This is a genomic window from Rhizobium jaguaris (assembly GCF_003627755.1).
In the GTDB taxonomy this organism is placed as follows: Bacteria; Pseudomonadota; Alphaproteobacteria; order Rhizobiales; family Rhizobiaceae; genus Rhizobium; species Rhizobium jaguaris.
Map to the genome: position 1 here is coordinate 283,228 of NZ_CP032695.1, position 15,624 is coordinate 298,851.

The 15,624-nt window shown below is 59.5% G+C and carries 14 protein-coding genes and 1 pseudogene; 5 read left to right on the forward strand and 10 right to left on the reverse strand.

What is annotated here, in order from left to right; genetic code table 11:
• Positions 1 to 15 precede the first annotated feature (15 nt).
• Complete coding sequence (locus CCGE525_RS23415) at positions 16 to 969, forward strand: SIS domain-containing protein (RefSeq protein ID WP_120706756.1); 954 nt, start codon at positions 16 to 18, stop codon at positions 967 to 969.
• Positions 970 to 1,083: 114 nt separating this feature from the next.
• Positions 1,084 to 2,160 carry an ABC transporter ATP-binding protein gene (locus CCGE525_RS23420; RefSeq protein ID WP_120706757.1) on the forward strand — a complete coding sequence of 359 codons (1,077 nt, stop codon included), beginning with the start codon at positions 1,084 to 1,086 and terminating at the stop codon, positions 2,158 to 2,160.
• Positions 2,161 to 2,305: 145 nt separating this feature from the next.
• On the opposite strand, the gene CCGE525_RS23425 is transcribed toward CCGE525_RS23420, so the two are convergent.
• The 10 genes and pseudogenes from CCGE525_RS23425 to CCGE525_RS23470 form a co-directional block, all read right to left on the reverse strand.
• Positions 2,306 to 2,881: a MurR/RpiR family transcriptional regulator gene (locus CCGE525_RS23425; protein WP_120706758.1), complete on the reverse strand. Its 576-nt coding sequence runs from the start codon at positions 2,879 to 2,881 to the stop codon at positions 2,306 to 2,308.
• A 158-nt stretch (positions 2,882 to 3,039) separates the two neighbouring features.
• Positions 3,040 to 4,092: a proline racemase family protein gene (locus CCGE525_RS23430; RefSeq protein ID WP_120706759.1), complete on the reverse strand. Its 1,053-nt coding sequence runs from the start codon at positions 4,090 to 4,092 to the stop codon at positions 3,040 to 3,042.
• 77 nt (positions 4,093 to 4,169) lie between these two features.
• Entirely contained in the window at positions 4,170 to 5,186 is a 1,017-nt protein-coding gene (locus CCGE525_RS23435) for an Ldh family oxidoreductase (RefSeq protein WP_120706760.1), read from the reverse strand.
• Between the two features lies 1 nt (position 5,187).
• Positions 5,188 to 7,173 (reverse strand): oxidoreductase, encoded by a 1,986-nt coding sequence (locus tag CCGE525_RS23440; protein ID WP_120706761.1) that lies wholly within the window; start codon positions 7,171 to 7,173, stop codon positions 5,188 to 5,190.
• A 106-nt stretch (positions 7,174 to 7,279) separates the two neighbouring features.
• Positions 7,280 to 7,392 (reverse strand): annotated as a pseudogene (locus CCGE525_RS39880) (DUF3422 family protein); the annotation flags it as partial.
• A 27-nt stretch (positions 7,393 to 7,419) separates the two neighbouring features.
• The gene (locus tag CCGE525_RS23450; protein WP_120706762.1) at positions 7,420 to 8,502 is read right to left on the reverse strand and encodes a quaternary amine ABC transporter ATP-binding protein; all 1,083 of its coding nucleotides are present in this window, start codon (positions 8,500 to 8,502) and stop codon (positions 7,420 to 7,422) included.
• Positions 8,495 to 9,382 (reverse strand): ABC transporter permease, encoded by an 888-nt coding sequence (locus tag CCGE525_RS23455; RefSeq protein ID WP_120706763.1) that lies wholly within the window; start codon positions 9,380 to 9,382, stop codon positions 8,495 to 8,497. Before CCGE525_RS23455 ends, CCGE525_RS23450 begins: the two co-directional genes overlap by 8 nt.
• A gap of 97 nt (positions 9,383 to 9,479) precedes the next feature.
• Positions 9,480 to 10,481, reverse strand: coding sequence for an ABC transporter substrate-binding protein (locus tag CCGE525_RS23460; protein ID WP_120706764.1), 1,002 nt, complete (start codon positions 10,479 to 10,481; stop codon positions 9,480 to 9,482).
• A gap of 67 nt (positions 10,482 to 10,548) precedes the next feature.
• The gene (locus tag CCGE525_RS23465) at positions 10,549 to 11,343 is read right to left on the reverse strand and encodes a pyrroline-5-carboxylate reductase family protein (protein ID WP_120706765.1); all 795 of its coding nucleotides are present in this window, start codon (positions 11,341 to 11,343) and stop codon (positions 10,549 to 10,551) included.
• Between the two features lie 14 nt (positions 11,344 to 11,357).
• Positions 11,358 to 11,987 (reverse strand): TetR/AcrR family transcriptional regulator, encoded by a 630-nt coding sequence (locus CCGE525_RS23470; protein WP_120706766.1) that lies wholly within the window; start codon positions 11,985 to 11,987, stop codon positions 11,358 to 11,360.
• A 145-nt stretch (positions 11,988 to 12,132) separates the two neighbouring features.
• Here CCGE525_RS23470 and CCGE525_RS23475 point away from each other — a divergent pair, with 145 nt between their 5' ends.
• Genes CCGE525_RS23475 through CCGE525_RS23485 form a run of 3 tightly spaced genes read left to right on the forward strand, consistent with a single transcriptional unit; the run spans position 12,133 to position 15,610 of the window.
• Complete coding sequence (locus CCGE525_RS23475; RefSeq protein ID WP_120706767.1) at positions 12,133 to 14,169, forward strand: NADH:flavin oxidoreductase; 2,037 nt, start codon at positions 12,133 to 12,135, stop codon at positions 14,167 to 14,169.
• 47 nt (positions 14,170 to 14,216) lie between these two features.
• Positions 14,217 to 14,855: a dimethylsulfoniopropionate lyase gene (locus CCGE525_RS23480; RefSeq protein WP_120706768.1), complete on the forward strand. Its 639-nt coding sequence runs from the start codon at positions 14,217 to 14,219 to the stop codon at positions 14,853 to 14,855.
• A gap of 5 nt (positions 14,856 to 14,860) precedes the next feature.
• Entirely contained in the window at positions 14,861 to 15,610 is a 750-nt protein-coding gene (locus tag CCGE525_RS23485; protein WP_120706769.1) for an electron transfer flavoprotein subunit beta/FixA family protein, read from the forward strand.
• Positions 15,611 to 15,624: the final 14 nt, after the last annotated feature.

A 15,624-nucleotide genomic window follows, 5' to 3' on the forward strand; every position in this document is an offset into this window, starting at 1 on the left:
GCAAGGAAAACCGCAATGAATGTAACCGAACGCGTCGTCAAGGAACAATTCCCCTTCTGGCAAGGAGCGCTTGACGCCGAAATACCGGCGATCGACGCGGAATGCGTCGTCGTGGTCGGTTGTGGCACGTCCTATTATCTCGCCCAGACGATCGCATCGGCCTTCAATGTCAACGGTCGCGACGCGCTGGCCGTGCCGGGCGGCGAATGGGCTCGTCGCCCATCGAGCTATGTCGCGGACCGCAAGGGCGTTGTTGTTGTCGCCCTGTCACGCAGCGGCGAATCCACGGAAACGGTTCAGGCCGTCGAGGCTAGCCGGGCTGCCGGGCTCAAAACGATCGCGATCACCTGTGAAAAGGATAGTTCCATCGCCCGCGCCGCGGACGAGACGGTCTATCTGCCGACACACCCGCAGGAGGGTGTCGTGATGACATCGTCAGCTAGCCTGATGCTGATCGCTGGCCTCAGACTGGCAGGCGTCGCGCTGGACAGCGCCATCACCAAGGCGGCTGAAGGCCCTCTATCAGTCCTGGGCGATGTTGATGCCTCGGTCATCGCGGGCCGCCGGCACTTTGTCTATCTCGGCGCAGGCGCTCTTTATGGGATTGCCTCCGAGGGTGCTTTGAAGTTGCAGGAAATGAGCATCAGCTACGCCCAGACTTTCCATCCGATGGAATATCGGCACGGGCCGATCAGCCTGATCGACGAAGGCTCGCTGGTGGTTCTGCTCTATAGCGAAGATACGCTCGACGAAGAAGCAAAGCTCGCTCGTGAAATTCAGGAGAAGGGGGGCAAGGTAATCGGCTTCGGCGGTCCGGGCGATATCTCCATCCCTCTGCTCGGCAAGCAACTGGCGCGCATCCCCGAAATCCTTCCGGCTCTCCAGATTTTCGGAGAGCGGATTGCCCAATCCAAGCAGATCGATACCACAGCCCCGCGGCACCTGACCAAGGTAGTCGTGCTGTCGTAGCACTTTAAATCTGCTGCATAATTTTATCCTTAAATCGATGCCGATTTGAGGAATTATGCAGTAGGGACCGCCGGCCAACGGCGGTCCTCCCTTCTCGCAAAACTGGAAGATGCAATGGCAAACCTGGCGATATCCGGCCTGACGAAGAAATACGGCAACGTGGAAGTCATTCACGGCCTCGACCTGAAGATCGAAGACGGTGAATTTGTTTCGCTGATCGGCGAGTCCGGTTGCGGCAAGTCGACCCTCTTGCGGATGATAGCTGGCCTGGAAGACATCACGGACGGTACCATCGCGGTCAACGGGTCGGTCATCAATGAGGTCGAGCCCAAAGACCGCGACATGGCCATGGTCTTCCAGAACTACGCGCTTTACCCCCATCTGACTGTGGCCGAGAACATGGGCTTCAGCCTGCGTCTGCGCAATGTCGACAAGGCTGAGATCCGCAAAGCGGTGGGTGAGGTCGCCGAGATGTTGAACCTGACGCCCTATCTTGACCGCCTGCCAAAGGCGCTCTCGGGTGGACAGCGCCAGCGCGTCGCCATGGGCCGGGCGATCGTGCGTCGCCCGCAGGTCTTTCTGTTCGACGAGCCGCTGTCGAACCTCGATGCCAAGCTGCGCGTCCAGATGCGCGTGGAGATCCGGGCATTGCAGCGCAGGCTCGCCACGACGTCCATCTACGTGACGCATGATCAGATGGAAGCCATGACAATGTCCGACCGGATCGTCATTCTCAACAAAGGGCGTATCGAACAGGTCGGCTCACCGCTTGACCTTTACGATCGGCCAGCCAATCTTTTCGTGGCGACGTTCATCGGCTCACCCGCGATGAACCTATTGGACGCCGCAATCGAGCGGGATGGGGGAGGGCCGGTCGCCCGGATTGGCTCCTCGAAGCTTCCAATTTCGGATCCAGTCAAGGTTTCAGAAGGCGACGCCGTTATGATCGGCATTCGCCCCGAGCATTGGCAGCTTGCCGATGCAGCGAGCGCCGTCGGTCTGCCCTTCGATGTCGAGGCGATCGAGCCGACAGGAGCCGAGACGCATGTCTACGGAAAGGTGAGTGAGCGGGCGGTTACCGTGGCGTTGCGTGACCGGTTGCAGCCAGGGAGCGCAGGCCGATTGAGCCTGACGGCAAGGCCTGACAAGGTTCACGTTTTCCGCAAGTCGGATGGCGTCCGGCTTGACTAGCGCCGGACGGCCGTGCGGCCGAGCGAAACTGCATCGCTCGCGGGCGAGGCCTCGAGAAGCGCGCTGCGAACGTAGCGAACAGCAACAAGCCGCTGGCAGCGAATTCTTTTGACGGTTTCAAAGCCTGAGAATCCGGCGTCGAATATCAATCTCGATCAATCTCGATACGAAGCTCCCGGATCAGCGCTTCGCGCTCGGCGAGCGCGTCGATGGCACTGTCGGCAAGAGCACGTGCGACGAGATTGAGCAGGCCCTCGCAGAAGATGATATAGGCACCCATGCTGTTGCTGAAGAAGCTGCTTGCGTGCGGTACCAAAAACGCATGGCGGGCAGGCGGGACCAGGGGAGACGATCGGGTGTCCGTCACGGCGATGACGTCGAGCCCCCGGCGAGCGCCGAGGGCCGCGACCTCTGCGACGTTGCGTGTATAGGGCGCGCAACTCGCAACGACAAGGACATCGCCGGGCTCGAGCTGGGCAAGTCCCTCCGCTTCACCAAGGCGGGGCGCATCGAGCAAGGCAACGTCGCTTCTCAACATCGCCAATCCATAGGTAAGGAAGCTCGCGAAGGCGAAGCCGCCATAACCCAGACGCTTTGCAAGCCGGGTCAAAGTGGATGGATTTATCCCGAGCCCTTCGGCCAATTCGGAAATCGTCCGGACCGCTGTCTGTTCAGGCATATCGACGAGCCGGGAGAGAACTCCGAGCGCCTTGCCTCCCAGAGAAAGATTTGGGAACGCCGATCATGGTGATCGGTGCTTAACATTGCACTATCGAGGCCGGCGGCAGGATCATCTCTGTCGCCGGTCCGTTCGGGACATATGGTCATTCGGGCACCAGACGTTTGTCGTTCAAAGGCCTCAAAGGTCGGTTGTGGCTCTCAGGCCCAAGTGTCTCCGACAGTAAACCCCTCAACGAAGGGATCGTCGTTATCCAGCACGATCGTGTTGATCCCGCAGATCCAGCTTGTTCCGCTGACAGTCGGCACAACCGCGTTCCTGTCGCCGACCCTGGCTTCTTCGACGAGCCTGCCTGTGTAGATGTTCCCGAGAATCCCCTGATGCCGGAAATCCTGATTGAGCGGCAGTTCGCCCTTCGCATGCAAGACTGCCATCTTCGCACATGTGCCGGTGCCGCATGGGCAACGATCCAGTGCGCCGGTCCAAGTGGCGGGATTGTCCCAGGAGAAGTCGCCGGAAGCCATTGTTACGGTGTTCTTCCAGTCGGCGCGGGGATCGTCGGTCGGTCCGGACAGCTGCGAAATCGTGATGCCGACGCCGGGGTAGTCTGGATGCGAGACCGGCAACTGTTCGATGGCGGCCTCCCTGATCATCGATGAAATTCTCGCGATTTCCCTACCGTGCTCGGGTTTCAGTTCGAGGCCCCGGAACTGCCGGACGTCCGCGATCGCATAGAACATCCCGCCCCAGCCGACGTCGACGGTCACCTTTCCGAGGTGCGGCACATCGATCACGGCGTCCAGATGTGCGGCAAACGCCGGAACGTTCTTGAAGGTGACGTTCTTCACTTTCCCATTTTGGCATTCCGCCCTGATGCGGATCAGGCCCGCAGGCGCCTCGAGAACCAGCTCCGTCACGGGTTCTTTCATGGGCAGCATTCCCATTTCCAGCAGCACGGTGACCACAGAGATCGTGTTTCCGCCGGACATGACGGGATACTCGATCTGTTCCATGATGATGTAGCCTGCGTCTGCCTCCGGATGAGTGGGGGGCACGATGATGTTGCAACAATGTGCAGAATACCCACGGGGCTCGCGGAGCAGCAGCTTGCGCAGCTGATCGTCGTTGCTCTCAAGCCACTTCATCTTTTCGTAAACGGAGTTGCCGGGAATGTTCGGAATACCTCCGGTGACGACGCGCATTGGCGTGCCGGCATGCGTATCAACGGCGTGGATTGTTCGTTTGAATGCCATAGTTTGTTCCTCTGCTCTGCCGTGTCAGTTGTTGGCGACTGTCCGGACAGCCCCGCGGGGCCTTAATTTGCAGTTTGCTACCCGAGTTCTTTTCCGTGCGTAGCAATCCGACTGATCGCCTCGAAAACGGTGCTCGGAATCTTCAATCCATCCGAAGGGGAAGGCGGGAACGGAATGCCGGTGACGCCGGGGATGAACACGCCGTAATCGTGCAGGCGAACCGTCTGGGCATGCGCACGACGCATGCAATCGTCTCCGGCAAGCCCAGGCATGATCGCAATCACGCTAAGACCAACTGCCGGGGATGCGTCGCCCGATCTGAAGTCTGGAGCATCCAGCGACCATGGTCCTCCTGACAGGCCGGCGGACAACATTTCCACGAACAACGCCACGTTCCCGCCCTTGCGTCCGCCGAACGGCAGCAGGGCTCCGGCCAGCGCCTTGGCCGCGTCCTGCGTGGGCAGGCCGTTTTCGTCTACCGCCCAGCCTTCAGGGATCGGCTGGCCCTCGGCGGCGGCACGAACGATGTTGACATAGGCAGTCGCGCTGGAAGCCTGGTCGATAATCAAGGGCGGCGTCTGGTCACCAAGCGGAAAACCGAACGCCATGGGGTTCGTGCTGTAGACCGCCGCACCTCCTGGCTTCGCTGCCACCATGGCATTCGCGTTCGCCGCCGCCAGCCCGATGATCCCTTCGCCCGCGAGCCTACGTACATAGTAGCCCAGTTCTCCTGCGGTATAGCTATTGGTTTGGGTAAATACCGCAACGCCGAATCTGCGCGTGGCTTCGACCAGCTCCGTAAAGGCAAGGTCAAAACCGAGCTGAGCTATCCCACCATCGGCGTCGGCGACCAAATATGCCGGGAAAGCATGCTCGAAAGTCGGTGTCGGATCACACTTGATACGACCTTCTGCAAAGGCGTTCAGATAGTCCACGAAATGGGGGAAGCCAAGGGTCGGCGGGCCGAAGATCGCCGCCGACAATGTGGCGTCGACAAGGGAACGGGCGCTCGCCTGGCTGGCGCCGGTGACCAGGCACGCTCGAACGGCCAGTTCTCGGGCTTCGAATTGGCTAAGTACGACGTCTTCTGACATGTCAAATTTCCAATCCCGCTTTTCTGCCTTCGTAGAATGCGTAAGGCGCCTGTCGCGGGGCCGCACAATCGCCGATCTGGCGGAGCGCGACGCCGAGGGCCGACAGTCCCGGCATCAGCCAGTCCGCGGGAAGGTTGGTCGTCGCCATAACGAGGGTGTCCGCCTCGAGGAAGCGGCGCTCGCCGGTGTTGTGGTCGACGAGCGTCGCCCCATTCCCATGCCACTCGGCGACACTCGTTTCCGGAATCCACTGGACGCCAAGCCTGCTCAACGTCTGTCTCATAGGGACGTCGGCTGCCGTCCGCTGCAGTTCCTTGCCGATGAAAGGGTCCGGGGTGACGATGGTGACGAGATGGCCGTCTTCCGCCAACTTCCATGCGGTACCGCACCCTCTCCAGCCGCCGCCCTCGTCCAGAAGGATGACGCGTCTGCCGGGCCTGACCTGCTTTGCCATGACGGCCTCGACGGTGAAGACGCCGCCTTTTTCAATGCCGGGCATAGTCTCGACGGTGGGTAAGGCCTTCTGAAAGCCTGTTTCCGAAGAGTAGGACCCGGTGGCCACGATCACCACGTCCAGCTGCGATGCATCGATCTCCTCAGCTTCGACATAGGTATTCAGACGAACTTCGACGCCGAGCTTTTCGAGCTGACGCTCGTACCACGCCAGGAGATCAAGAATTTGTGCCCGGCGAGGCTGCAGCCCGGCCAGGAGGAAGTTGCCACCCAGGCGGTTCGAGGCTTCCGATAGCACGACACGATGACCTCGCTCCGCGGCCACCCTGGCGGCCTCAAGGCCAGCCGGCCCGCCGCCGATCACAAGAACGCGTTTCGGATCGCTGGTGCGCGTGAACCGGTCGCCATTCCACTCGAATTCTCGCCCCGCGGATGGGTTGATCAGGCAGCTTATCCAATAGTCCCTGGAACGACGTCCCCAGCACATCTGATTGCAGGATATGCAGCCACGGATGTCCTCAGGACGGTCCTCGCCAGCCTTCCTGGCCAGATGGGGATCCGCGATCTGGCCCCGAACGATGGATACTAGATCGGACGCGCCTTCTCCGAGCACAGTTTCCGCGTTCTCCGGCGTCCGGATATGGCTTTCGGCGATCACGAGCGCGTTCTTGACGACCTTCTTCAAGGTGGAAGCGAGGTCCGCACCCAGCTTCTCGGGATAGATGAATGTCGGCATCAGTTTGTAGAAATCGAGATAGCCGCCCGATCCGCACGTCACGTAATCGATAAGGCCCAGCTCGTCGTGAAGCTGGATTATCTCTGCGAGCTCCTCTCGTTGGAGGGCGACCTTTACGTCCGGCTCGTCGCTGACGGCGATGCCGACGATGAAATCCGGCCCGCAGACCTGACGAATCCTGGAAAGTATCTCCCGAGACATCCGCGTGCGGTTTTCCAGCGAGCCTCCCCACTGGTCTTCGCGGCGGTTGCTCCAGGGAGTCCAGAACTGATCGACCATCCCGAGGTAGGCCGCCCAGACTTCCACGCCATCGAAGCCCGCCTCGCGACATCGCCGTGCGGCCTGGACGAATCCATCGATCGTTTCCCATATCTCCTCCTCGGTCATGGGGTGCGATCCGTCACTGTCGTGGTAGCTCGGCAGGCCGGAGGGGGACCAATGGGGATGGAAGGAATTGTCGGAATCGCCATGCGCCCCGACATGGTAGAGCTGCTGGATAGCTACGGCGCCATTGTCTTTGATGGCTCGAACCAGCTTTCTGAAGTGGGGCACAACTGAGTCGTCGGAATGCCGGAAATTGCGCTGCGTCAGGACCGCCGAGGCATGCACGGGCATCGGCTCGACTACGATCATTGCGGCGCCGCCGATCGCCCGTTCGGCATAGTAGGCAACATGGCGGTCGGTCGGGAGGCCCTCAACGGCCATGTTGGCGGTATGCGCGCCGAAGACGATCCGGTTTCGAAGAGTCTGGGAACGGATCTTCAGCGGAGTGAATAATCGAGAAAACTTCTTTGACATGATACCTGCTGCCGGAGTGATCGATCGTTAGGAGACGCTTGTATGCGCTGCGATGCTTTTTCGGACTCGGCGAATTCCTGCCCAGACCGCGAACCGAACCGCTTACACCGACGATAGCAACGTGCCAGACGTCGGTGTCGCCATCAAAGCAGAGGGACGGCCTTGCATGCACTCATTGTGGAGCTCCTTTCGCAAGGAATGCTCAGGATCGAGGGGCATGCGACGGAGCTCCTCTTTCGCGGAGTATCAAAGTGCGGTGGCTAGGGAGGCGGCGTGTCGGTTCGATGTGTCTTTGGAATTGACCATTGCTTCGGCGAGCTGGCGGAAGGTGACAATCCCCACCGCTTCCCCCGACGATGAAACCACCGTGACCTCTCCGTCCGGCGCGGAGGCAAGGGCGCGCACGGCATCTTCGACCGTTGTGCCGGCCGCGATTGTCTGTCCACCCGGCCCGACGCCAGCGCGCAGCGGTGTCATTACAGCCTCCACTTGAACGACACGTCCCCGGTTGACCTCCTTGACGAAGTTGGCGACATAGTCGTCGGCTGGCCTGAGGACGATGTCCTGGCTGGTGCCCTGCTGAATGATTTCGCCGTCACGCAGGATGGCGATCTGGTCGCCAAGGCGAAGCGCCTCGTCCAGATCATGGGTGATGAAGACGATGGTTTTCTTGATTTCCTTCTGGATGCCGAGAAGTACCGATTGCATGTCGGTGCGGATCAGCGGATCGAGCGCCGAATAGGCCTCGTCCATCAGCAGCACCGGCGCGTCATTGGCAAGCGCGCGGGCGAGGCCGACACGCTGCTGCATACCTCCCGAGAGCTGATTGGGATATTTCTGCTCGAAGCCCTTCAGGCCGACGCGCTCCAGCCATTTCATGGCGATGTCGACGCTCTTTGCTCGCGCCATACTCTGCACTTCGAGCCCGTAAACGGTGTTGTCGAGCACGTTGCGGTGAGGAAGGAGGGCGAACTTCTGGAACACCATCGCTGTCTGATGCCGGCGAAACTCCCGCAGTTCGGCCTGGTTCATTTTGACGACATCGACGCCGTTGACGAGGACCTCACCGACCGTCGGATCGATCAGACGGTTGATATGCCGGATCAACGTAGACTTGCCGGAGCCCGAAAGCCCCATGATCACCTGGATGCAGCCGGACGGGACCTCGATATTGATATCCCGCAAACCCAGCACGTGACCGTGCTTTTCGTTGAGCTCGGCCTTGCTCAGGCCTTTCTTGACAGCATCCACATAGGCTTTGGCGTTCGGGCCGAAGATCTTATAGAGGTTGCGGACTTTGATTCCGCCGAATTGATGATTATCAGCCATGGACGGTCTCCCGGTGTTTCTGGAGCCTCTTGCCATAGGCCTGGCTGACACGGTCGAAGATGATGGCGATGCCGACGATGGCAAGACCGTTGAAAATACCCAGCGTGAAATACTGATTGGCAATTGCCTTCAGAACCGGCTGGCCAAGCCCCTGCACGCCGATCATGGAGGCAATGACGACCATCGCCAACGCCATCATGATCGTTTGGTTGATGCCGGCCATGATGGTCGGAAGGGCGAGCGGCAATTGCACCTTGAAAAGTTTCTGCCAGTTCGACGATCCGAAAGCATCGGCTGCCTCGAGAACGTCCTTGTCGACGAGACGAATGCCAAGATCGGTCAGCCGGATCATCGGAGGGATGGCGTAGATGACGACGGCGATCAGCCCCGGCACCTTGCCGATCCCGAGCAGCATGACGACCGGAATGAGATAGACGAAGCTCGGCATGGTCTGCATGACATCGAGAACGGGATTGACGAACCGCTGCATGCGGTCGGAGCGAGACATGACGATGCCGATCGGGATGCCGATGGCGATCGACAGAACGGTGCAGACAAAGATCATCGAGATCGTGCGCATGGTGTCGTCCCACATGTCGAAATAGCCGATCAGCAGCAGCGTCAGGAGACAGCCGAGGACGACTTTCAGGCTGCGGCTTGCCGCCCACGCGATGGCAAGGATGATCAAGGTGATGATTGGCCACGGCGTCTGCGTCATAAAGCGCTCCGAGGCAACCAGGAAATGCTGCAGAGGGGAGAAAAAGCTCTCGATCGGGTCGCCGTAAGCGCGCGTAAAGGCGCGAAAGCCGTCGTCGATCGCCTTCTTCAGATTGCGCAGCGCGTCGTCGTCCATGTGCGGGAATTTATAAAACCAATCCATGTGGTTCCCCTTTATCTTTCGAGGCCGTAGCTCGTCTTTTTGATCTTATCGGCAGTTGGGAAGCGGTGCGCCTTCGGCGCACCGCATGATTTGGCGACTATAATGAAGCTTCGATCTTCTTTGCCGCTTCCGGCGAAACCCACTTCGTCCAGACGTCCTTGTTATCCTTCAGGAAGTGCTTGGCACCATCTTCGCCGGAGGCCTGATTGTCGGTCATCCAGGCCATCAGCTTGTTGACGGTGTCGTTGCTCCAGGAGCGTTTCGAAAGGTAGCCCATGACGTCGGAGCCCGCTTTTTCCGAAAAGGATTTGGCTACGAGCGTCACGACGTGATCGACCGGCCATGCATTCGGCTTCGGATCAGGGCAGTCCGCGACGGTATTGCAGCGCTTCCATTCGGCCGCATCTTCTGGAACACCAGGTTGGAGCTTCACCATTGCGTATTTGCCGAGCAAGGCGGTCGGAGCCCAATAGTATCCGACCCAGCCTTCCTTGCGCTCGTATGCCTTGGCGATCGAGCCGTCCAGACCGGCGGCGGAGCCGGTGTCGACCAGCGTAAAGCCCGCCTTCTCGGCACCAAATGCTTTATAGAGCTGGGAGGTGACGACCGTGCCACCCCAACCCTGCGGACCGTTGAAAACGGCACCCTTCTTGGAATCTTCCGGATCGGGGAAGAGCTCCGGATGCTTCAAAACATCCGGAATGGTCTTGATGTCTGGATGTGCTTCAGCAAGATACTTGGGGATCCACCAGCCCTGAACACCGCCGTCGGGAAGCGGAGAGCCGACTTTGACAATGCGACCTTCATCCGTTCCTTTCTTGACGACATCGGGGAGCAGGTCGATCCAGGCTTCGGGTGCGATATCCGGCTGGCCCTTTTCTGCCATGGACGTGATCGTCGGAACCGTGTCACCGACGGTGATCTCCGCACTGCAGCCATAACCCGCGTTGAGAATGATCTTGTCGAGGTTCGATAGAACCTCGGCACTCTGCCAGTTCATGCTGGCGATGGTAACGCTGCCGCATTCGGCGGCGCTTGCAATCGACGCTCCGCCGAAAAGGCCGAACATCAGGCAGGTAGACGCAAGTAGTTTTTTCATTGTTGTTCCCTCTTGTGCGGCATGCTGCTTGGGGGAGGGGCGCCGCGTTAGCCCACCCCAGCGGTCGTCAGGAGGCTCCTCCCATACTCACCGATTTTTTGAATGCTGCCGAAAGGCCTTCGGCGACGGCTGTGTCAAAGCCCGCAGTCCGCATGGACTCGATGGCCGCGGCCGTAGTGCCGCGATAGTCCAGAAATGCCTCCACAATGTCGTCGGGACTTTCTTCGCGTCGCTCCAGCATACGGCCGGCACCTATCAGCACCGTGTTGACTGCTCGCTGCGCAACATCTTTCTGCAAGCCTCGAGCGATTGCATCGCTCATCATCGCTGCGGCCAACAGAGCCGGAAATGCCGGCCCCGAACCTGTAAGGCCGGTCAGATAGTCAATGTCAGTCTCGCTTGCGACTTCGTCTTGCGTCCCACAGGCATCGAATATGGCCCGCACAATCTTGCGATCCGCTTCGCTGGCATGTTTCGACGCAATCCAGGGCGTATAGGATCTTGCGACTTCCGCGGCAGCATTCGGCAAGGCCCGCACCACGCGCTTGGTCTCATGGCGTACCGCCAATTGCTCCAGGCGAATTCCCGCCATGACGGAGATGATGAGCTTGTCGTGCGCATTGACGGTGAGGGCAGGCCAGTCGGCCGGCCGGACAGAGAGAACGATCACATCCGATCGATCGACGAGCGCCTGATTGTTTGCGGTCCAGAAAGAACCGGAAAAGCGGGCCGGCTGCTCCCGCCGATGTGAGAGGGAGAGGTGTTCAGGTGCGATCAGGCCGGCATCAAGAAGCGAACCGGCAATCGCCCCACCGAGCCAGCCGGCGCCGCCGATGATGCCAATATGCAATGAACCGTCCATCTCCGCCTTTCCTTTCAATCGGGCTTGTAGCCATGACGCGCAAAAAAGCGGTCGAGCTCTCTTTGCTGAGGCACCTCGCCGGTGTAGATGGCGATATATTCGGGGATGCGCTTCATGCGCATCGTGATGTCTTCCTTCGATTGCATCGAAATGTAACCGATCTGGACGAGATAGGTCGTACGGGCGCGGACATCAGCCGGGTTCTCGTCGTAACCGAACCGGAGAAACATCCGCTTCAGGGCATCGAGCCGCACTTGATCGGCTTTCTGGACTTCGGAGAGAATATCCTCTGACTGAAGTGCCCAACTCCGCACCGCGAACTCGAATTTCGAGTCGAATAGGTTTCTGTCGAGCCAGCAATCAAAAACGTTGAGCATCGCCTCGGCAAGCGATTCTGCGTAAGCTTCGGATTGCCTGATGATGCCTCCGGTGTTCCCTTCCCGCCAGCGGGCGAGCAGTCCTGCCAACAACTCCTCGCGGTCCTTGAAGAACCAGTAGAAGCTGGTGCGGGAAAGGTTCAGCCTTTTTGCAAGCGGCAGGATCTTCACTGAATCCACGCCCGATTCCAGCAGAGAATCGTAAGCGGCTTCTAACCAACCCTCCTGGGAGCCGCGCCAGCCGCTGTCGTTCAAAATTTGTTCCATGAGTCATTTCCTAACAAAAATCCAAACTCGATTCAATAAAAATGTACATCTATGTCCATAATGTAGACTTCATTGTTTTCATCGTTGACACAAATGTACATTTTAGCTTAGCGTCGAGAGCAAGCCATAAACCGGAGCCCGGCACATGTCGAACGATCCTCTGCTTCAGCCCTATCAGCTTAAGCATCTTACTCTGCGCAACCGCATCATCGTGACCTCGCATGAGCCAGCCTATCCGGAGGATGGTATGCCGAAGGAGCGGTATCGTGCCTATACGGTGGAGAGGGCGAAGGGCGGTGTCGCTCTGACGATGACTGCGGGTTCGGCGGCCGTCTCTCGCGATAGCCCGCCCGTGTTCAACAATCTGCTTGCCTATAAGGACGAAATCGTTCCCTGGATCAGAGACATGACCGACGCCGTTCACGAGCACGGGGCGGCAATCATGATCCAGCTTACCCATCTTGGGCGCCGCACGCGTTGGGACAAAGGCGACTGGCTCCCGGTCGTCGCCCCGTCCCATCACCGCGAAGCTTCGCACCGGGCGTTCCCTAAAAAGATCGAGGACTGGGACATCGAACGCATCATCAAGGATTTCGCCGACGCTGCCGAGCGCATGAAGGCCGGCGGCATGGATGGTGTGGAACTGGAGGCCTATGGTCATCTGATCGATCAGTTCGCGTCGCCGCTGACCAATGAACTCGACGGTCCCTACGGCGGTCCGCTAGAAAATCGCCTCCGCTTCTGCCTGGATGTGTTTAGGGCAATCCGAAAAAGAGTAGGCGACGAGTTCATCCTAGGCGTTCGCTATACCGCGGACGAGCGTCTTCCCGGCGGAACCGACAAGGCCGACGGCCTGGCGATTTCCAAATTGCTCAAGGAGAGCGGCCTCATTGACTATCTCAACGTCATTCGAGGCCATATCGACACCGATCCGGGTCTCACCGACGTCATTCCGATCCAGGGCATGGCAAACTCGCCACATCTCGACTTCGCAGGCGAAATCCGCGCGGCGACGAACTTCCCGACGTTCCATGCGGGCAAGATCCCGGACGTCGCGACCGCCCGCCATGCCATCGCGGCCGGAAAGGTCGACATGATCGGAATGACCCGCGCGCATATGACGGATCCGCATATCGTACGGAAGATCATGGAGAAACGCGAGGAAGACATTCGGCCATGTGTCGGCGCAAATTACTGTCTTGACCGCATCTATCAAGGCGGCATGGCGTTCTGCATTCATAACGCGGCAACCGGACGCGAGCAGACGATGCCGCACATCGTGGAGAAAGCCGAAGTCCGCAAGAAGGTCGTCATCGTCGGCGCCGGTCCGGCTGGCCTTGAGGCGGCCCGTGTGTCGGCCGAACGCGGTCATGACGTGGTCGTCTTTGAAGCCGCGAACGACGCCGGCGGCCAGATCCGCCTGACGGCGCAGAGCGAACGTCGACGAGAGATGATCAGCATCATCGACTGGCGCATGTGCCAATGCGAAAAGCACGGCGTGACCTTTCACTTCAACACTTGGGCTGACGCAGAGACGGTCATCGCAAAGGAACCCGATGTCGTTATCATCGCGACCGGCGGCCTACCGCACACCGACATACTGACGAAGGGCAACGAGCTGGTCGTTTCCTCCTGGGACATCATCTCCGGCGATGTGAAACCCGGCACAAATGTCCTTGTCTTTGACGATGCGGGCGATCATGCGGGACTGCAGGCAGCCGAGTTCATTGCGAAGGCTGGCGCAAAAGTCGAAATCATGACGCCTGACCGGTCATTCGCGCCTGAGGTCATGGCAATGAATCTCGTGCCCTATATGCGCTCGCTGCAGAAGCTCGATGCGACCTTCACGGTGACGTTCCGGCTGGAATCGGCCGAAAAGCAAGGCAATCAGATCATCGCCAATGTCGGCAGCGACTACGGCGGGGTTTCCAAGCAGCGTGTTGTGGACCAGATCGTCGTGAACCACGGTACCATTCCGCTCGATGAACTCTATTTCGAACTGAAGCCGTTATCGAGAAATCTCGGCGAGACCTCTTACGATCAGCTTTTGGCGGGCAAGCCTCAATCGGTCACGCGCAACGCCGAAGGCAAATTCCAGCTATTCCGGATTGGCGATGCCGTCGCAGCCCGCAATACCCATGCGGCGATCTATGACGGCCTTCGGATCGCGAAGGATATCTGAGATCTGGGGACCGATTGCACCCAGCCGATATGATGAGGAACCAGCAAATGGCAGAACGCAGCGATCAGCTACAGCGATTTGTCGACGCGGCATTCGCAGCCTTCGACCGTCATTCGCGCGAAATACAGGCTCGCCGGTCGGTTCTGCAGATATTTTCGCGGCTTGAGACGCCTGGGGAACGGAGGCGAGGCGAGGGAAGCCAGCTCCCCGTCTGCTCGCACCTGTCGACGGCACTTGCGATCGAAACCGGCTCCGATCATTTGCAGCGAATGATCGCCCGATTTCAGGCCATCGAACCGCTATTGATATGGCGACGCCGCGAAGATTCATCCGGCACGTCAAGCGAGAACTTCGAGGAAGGCCACGCAAACGCAATGATCGTCGGCCCCGGCGGGCTGGAGGAGCGGTCAGATGCCTGGATCGGCGTCACCCTTATGGCACCAGGGGTACGCTACCCCGATCATGGCCATGCTCCGGAAGAAGTCTATTTGGTGTTGTCGCAAGGCGAATTCCAACACGGAACCTCCGAATGGTTCAGTCCCGGCATTGGCGGATCCTTCTATAATCCGCCCGGTATCAAACACGCCATGCGATCCGCAGAAACACCACTCTTTGCGTTCTGGGCGCTTCTGCCAGATCAGACGCATGAACCTATTTCTGCCGCTCGCGGTTCAACAGACAGGTGAAGGCCATGAAGATTCTCGTCCCCGTGAAGCGGGTTGTTGATTACAACGTCAAGATACGCGTGAAGCCGGATGGCACCGGCGTCGAGCTTGCGAATGTGAAGATGTCGATGAACCCGTTCGACGAGATTTCGGTTGAGGAAGCGCTGCGGCTGAAGGAAGCCGGCAAGGCGGAGGAAGTGGTGGTCGTCTCGATCGGCCCGGCCAAGGCGGAAGAAACGCTGCGCACCGCGCTCGCCATGGGCGCCGACCGGGCGATCCTGGTCGAGACCGACGATGCCGTCGAACCGCTGGCCGTGGCGAAGATCCTCAAGGGCGTTGCGGATGCCGAACAGCCGGGCCTGATCATCGTCGGCAAGCAGGCGATCGACGACGATTCGAACCAGACCGGCCAGATGCTGGCAGCCCTGCTCGGCTCGGCGCAGGCAACCTTTGCCTCGAAGATCGAGATCGGCGAGGGAAGCGCACAGGTGACCCGCGAAGTCGACGGCGGCCTGCAGACGATCGAGATCAAGCTTCCGGCCGTGGTCACCACCGATCTTCGTCTCAACGAGCCGCGCTATGCCTCGCTGCCGAACATCATGAAGGCGAAGAAGAAGCCGCTCGACAAGAAGGCGCCTGCCGACTTCGGCGTCTCGACGACACCGCGCTTGAAAGTATTGAAGACGGAAGAGCCGGGCGGCCGCAAGGCGGGCGTCAAGGTCAAGTCGGTCGCCGAGCTTGTCGAAAAGCTTAAAGTCGAAGCCGGCGTGCTCTGAGAATCCAGAAAGGG

Bases quoted from the DNA above. Each gene is read 5' to 3' on its own strand.
- CCGE525_RS23415 (WP_120706756.1), top strand. From the start codon at position 16: ATGAATGTAACCGAACGCGTCGTCAAGGAACAATTCCCCTTCTGGCAA.
- CCGE525_RS23420 (WP_120706757.1), top strand. From the start codon at position 1,084: ATGGCAAACCTGGCGATATCCGGCCTGACGAAGAAATACGGCAACGTG.
- CCGE525_RS23430 (WP_120706759.1), bottom strand. From the start codon at position 4,092: ATGGCATTCAAACGAACAATCCACGCCGTTGATACGCATGCCGGCACG.
- CCGE525_RS23435 (WP_120706760.1), bottom strand. From the start codon at position 5,186: ATGTCAGAAGACGTCGTACTTAGCCAATTCGAAGCCCGAGAACTGGCC.
- CCGE525_RS23440 (WP_120706761.1), bottom strand. From the start codon at position 7,173: ATGTCAAAGAAGTTTTCTCGATTATTCACTCCGCTGAAGATCCGTTCC.
- CCGE525_RS23450 (WP_120706762.1), bottom strand. From the start codon at position 8,502: ATGGCTGATAATCATCAATTCGGCGGAATCAAAGTCCGCAACCTCTAT.
- CCGE525_RS23455 (WP_120706763.1), bottom strand. From the start codon at position 9,382: ATGGATTGGTTTTATAAATTCCCGCACATGGACGACGACGCGCTGCGC.
- CCGE525_RS23460 (WP_120706764.1), bottom strand. From the start codon at position 10,481: ATGAAAAAACTACTTGCGTCTACCTGCCTGATGTTCGGCCTTTTCGGC.
- CCGE525_RS23465 (WP_120706765.1), bottom strand. From the start codon at position 11,343: ATGGACGGTTCATTGCATATTGGCATCATCGGCGGCGCCGGCTGGCTC.
- CCGE525_RS23470 (WP_120706766.1), bottom strand. From the start codon at position 11,987: ATGGAACAAATTTTGAACGACAGCGGCTGGCGCGGCTCCCAGGAGGGT.
- CCGE525_RS23475 (WP_120706767.1), top strand. From the start codon at position 12,133: ATGTCGAACGATCCTCTGCTTCAGCCCTATCAGCTTAAGCATCTTACT.
- CCGE525_RS23480 (WP_120706768.1), top strand. From the start codon at position 14,217: ATGGCAGAACGCAGCGATCAGCTACAGCGATTTGTCGACGCGGCATTC.
- CCGE525_RS23485 (WP_120706769.1), top strand. From the start codon at position 14,861: ATGAAGATTCTCGTCCCCGTGAAGCGGGTTGTTGATTACAACGTCAAG.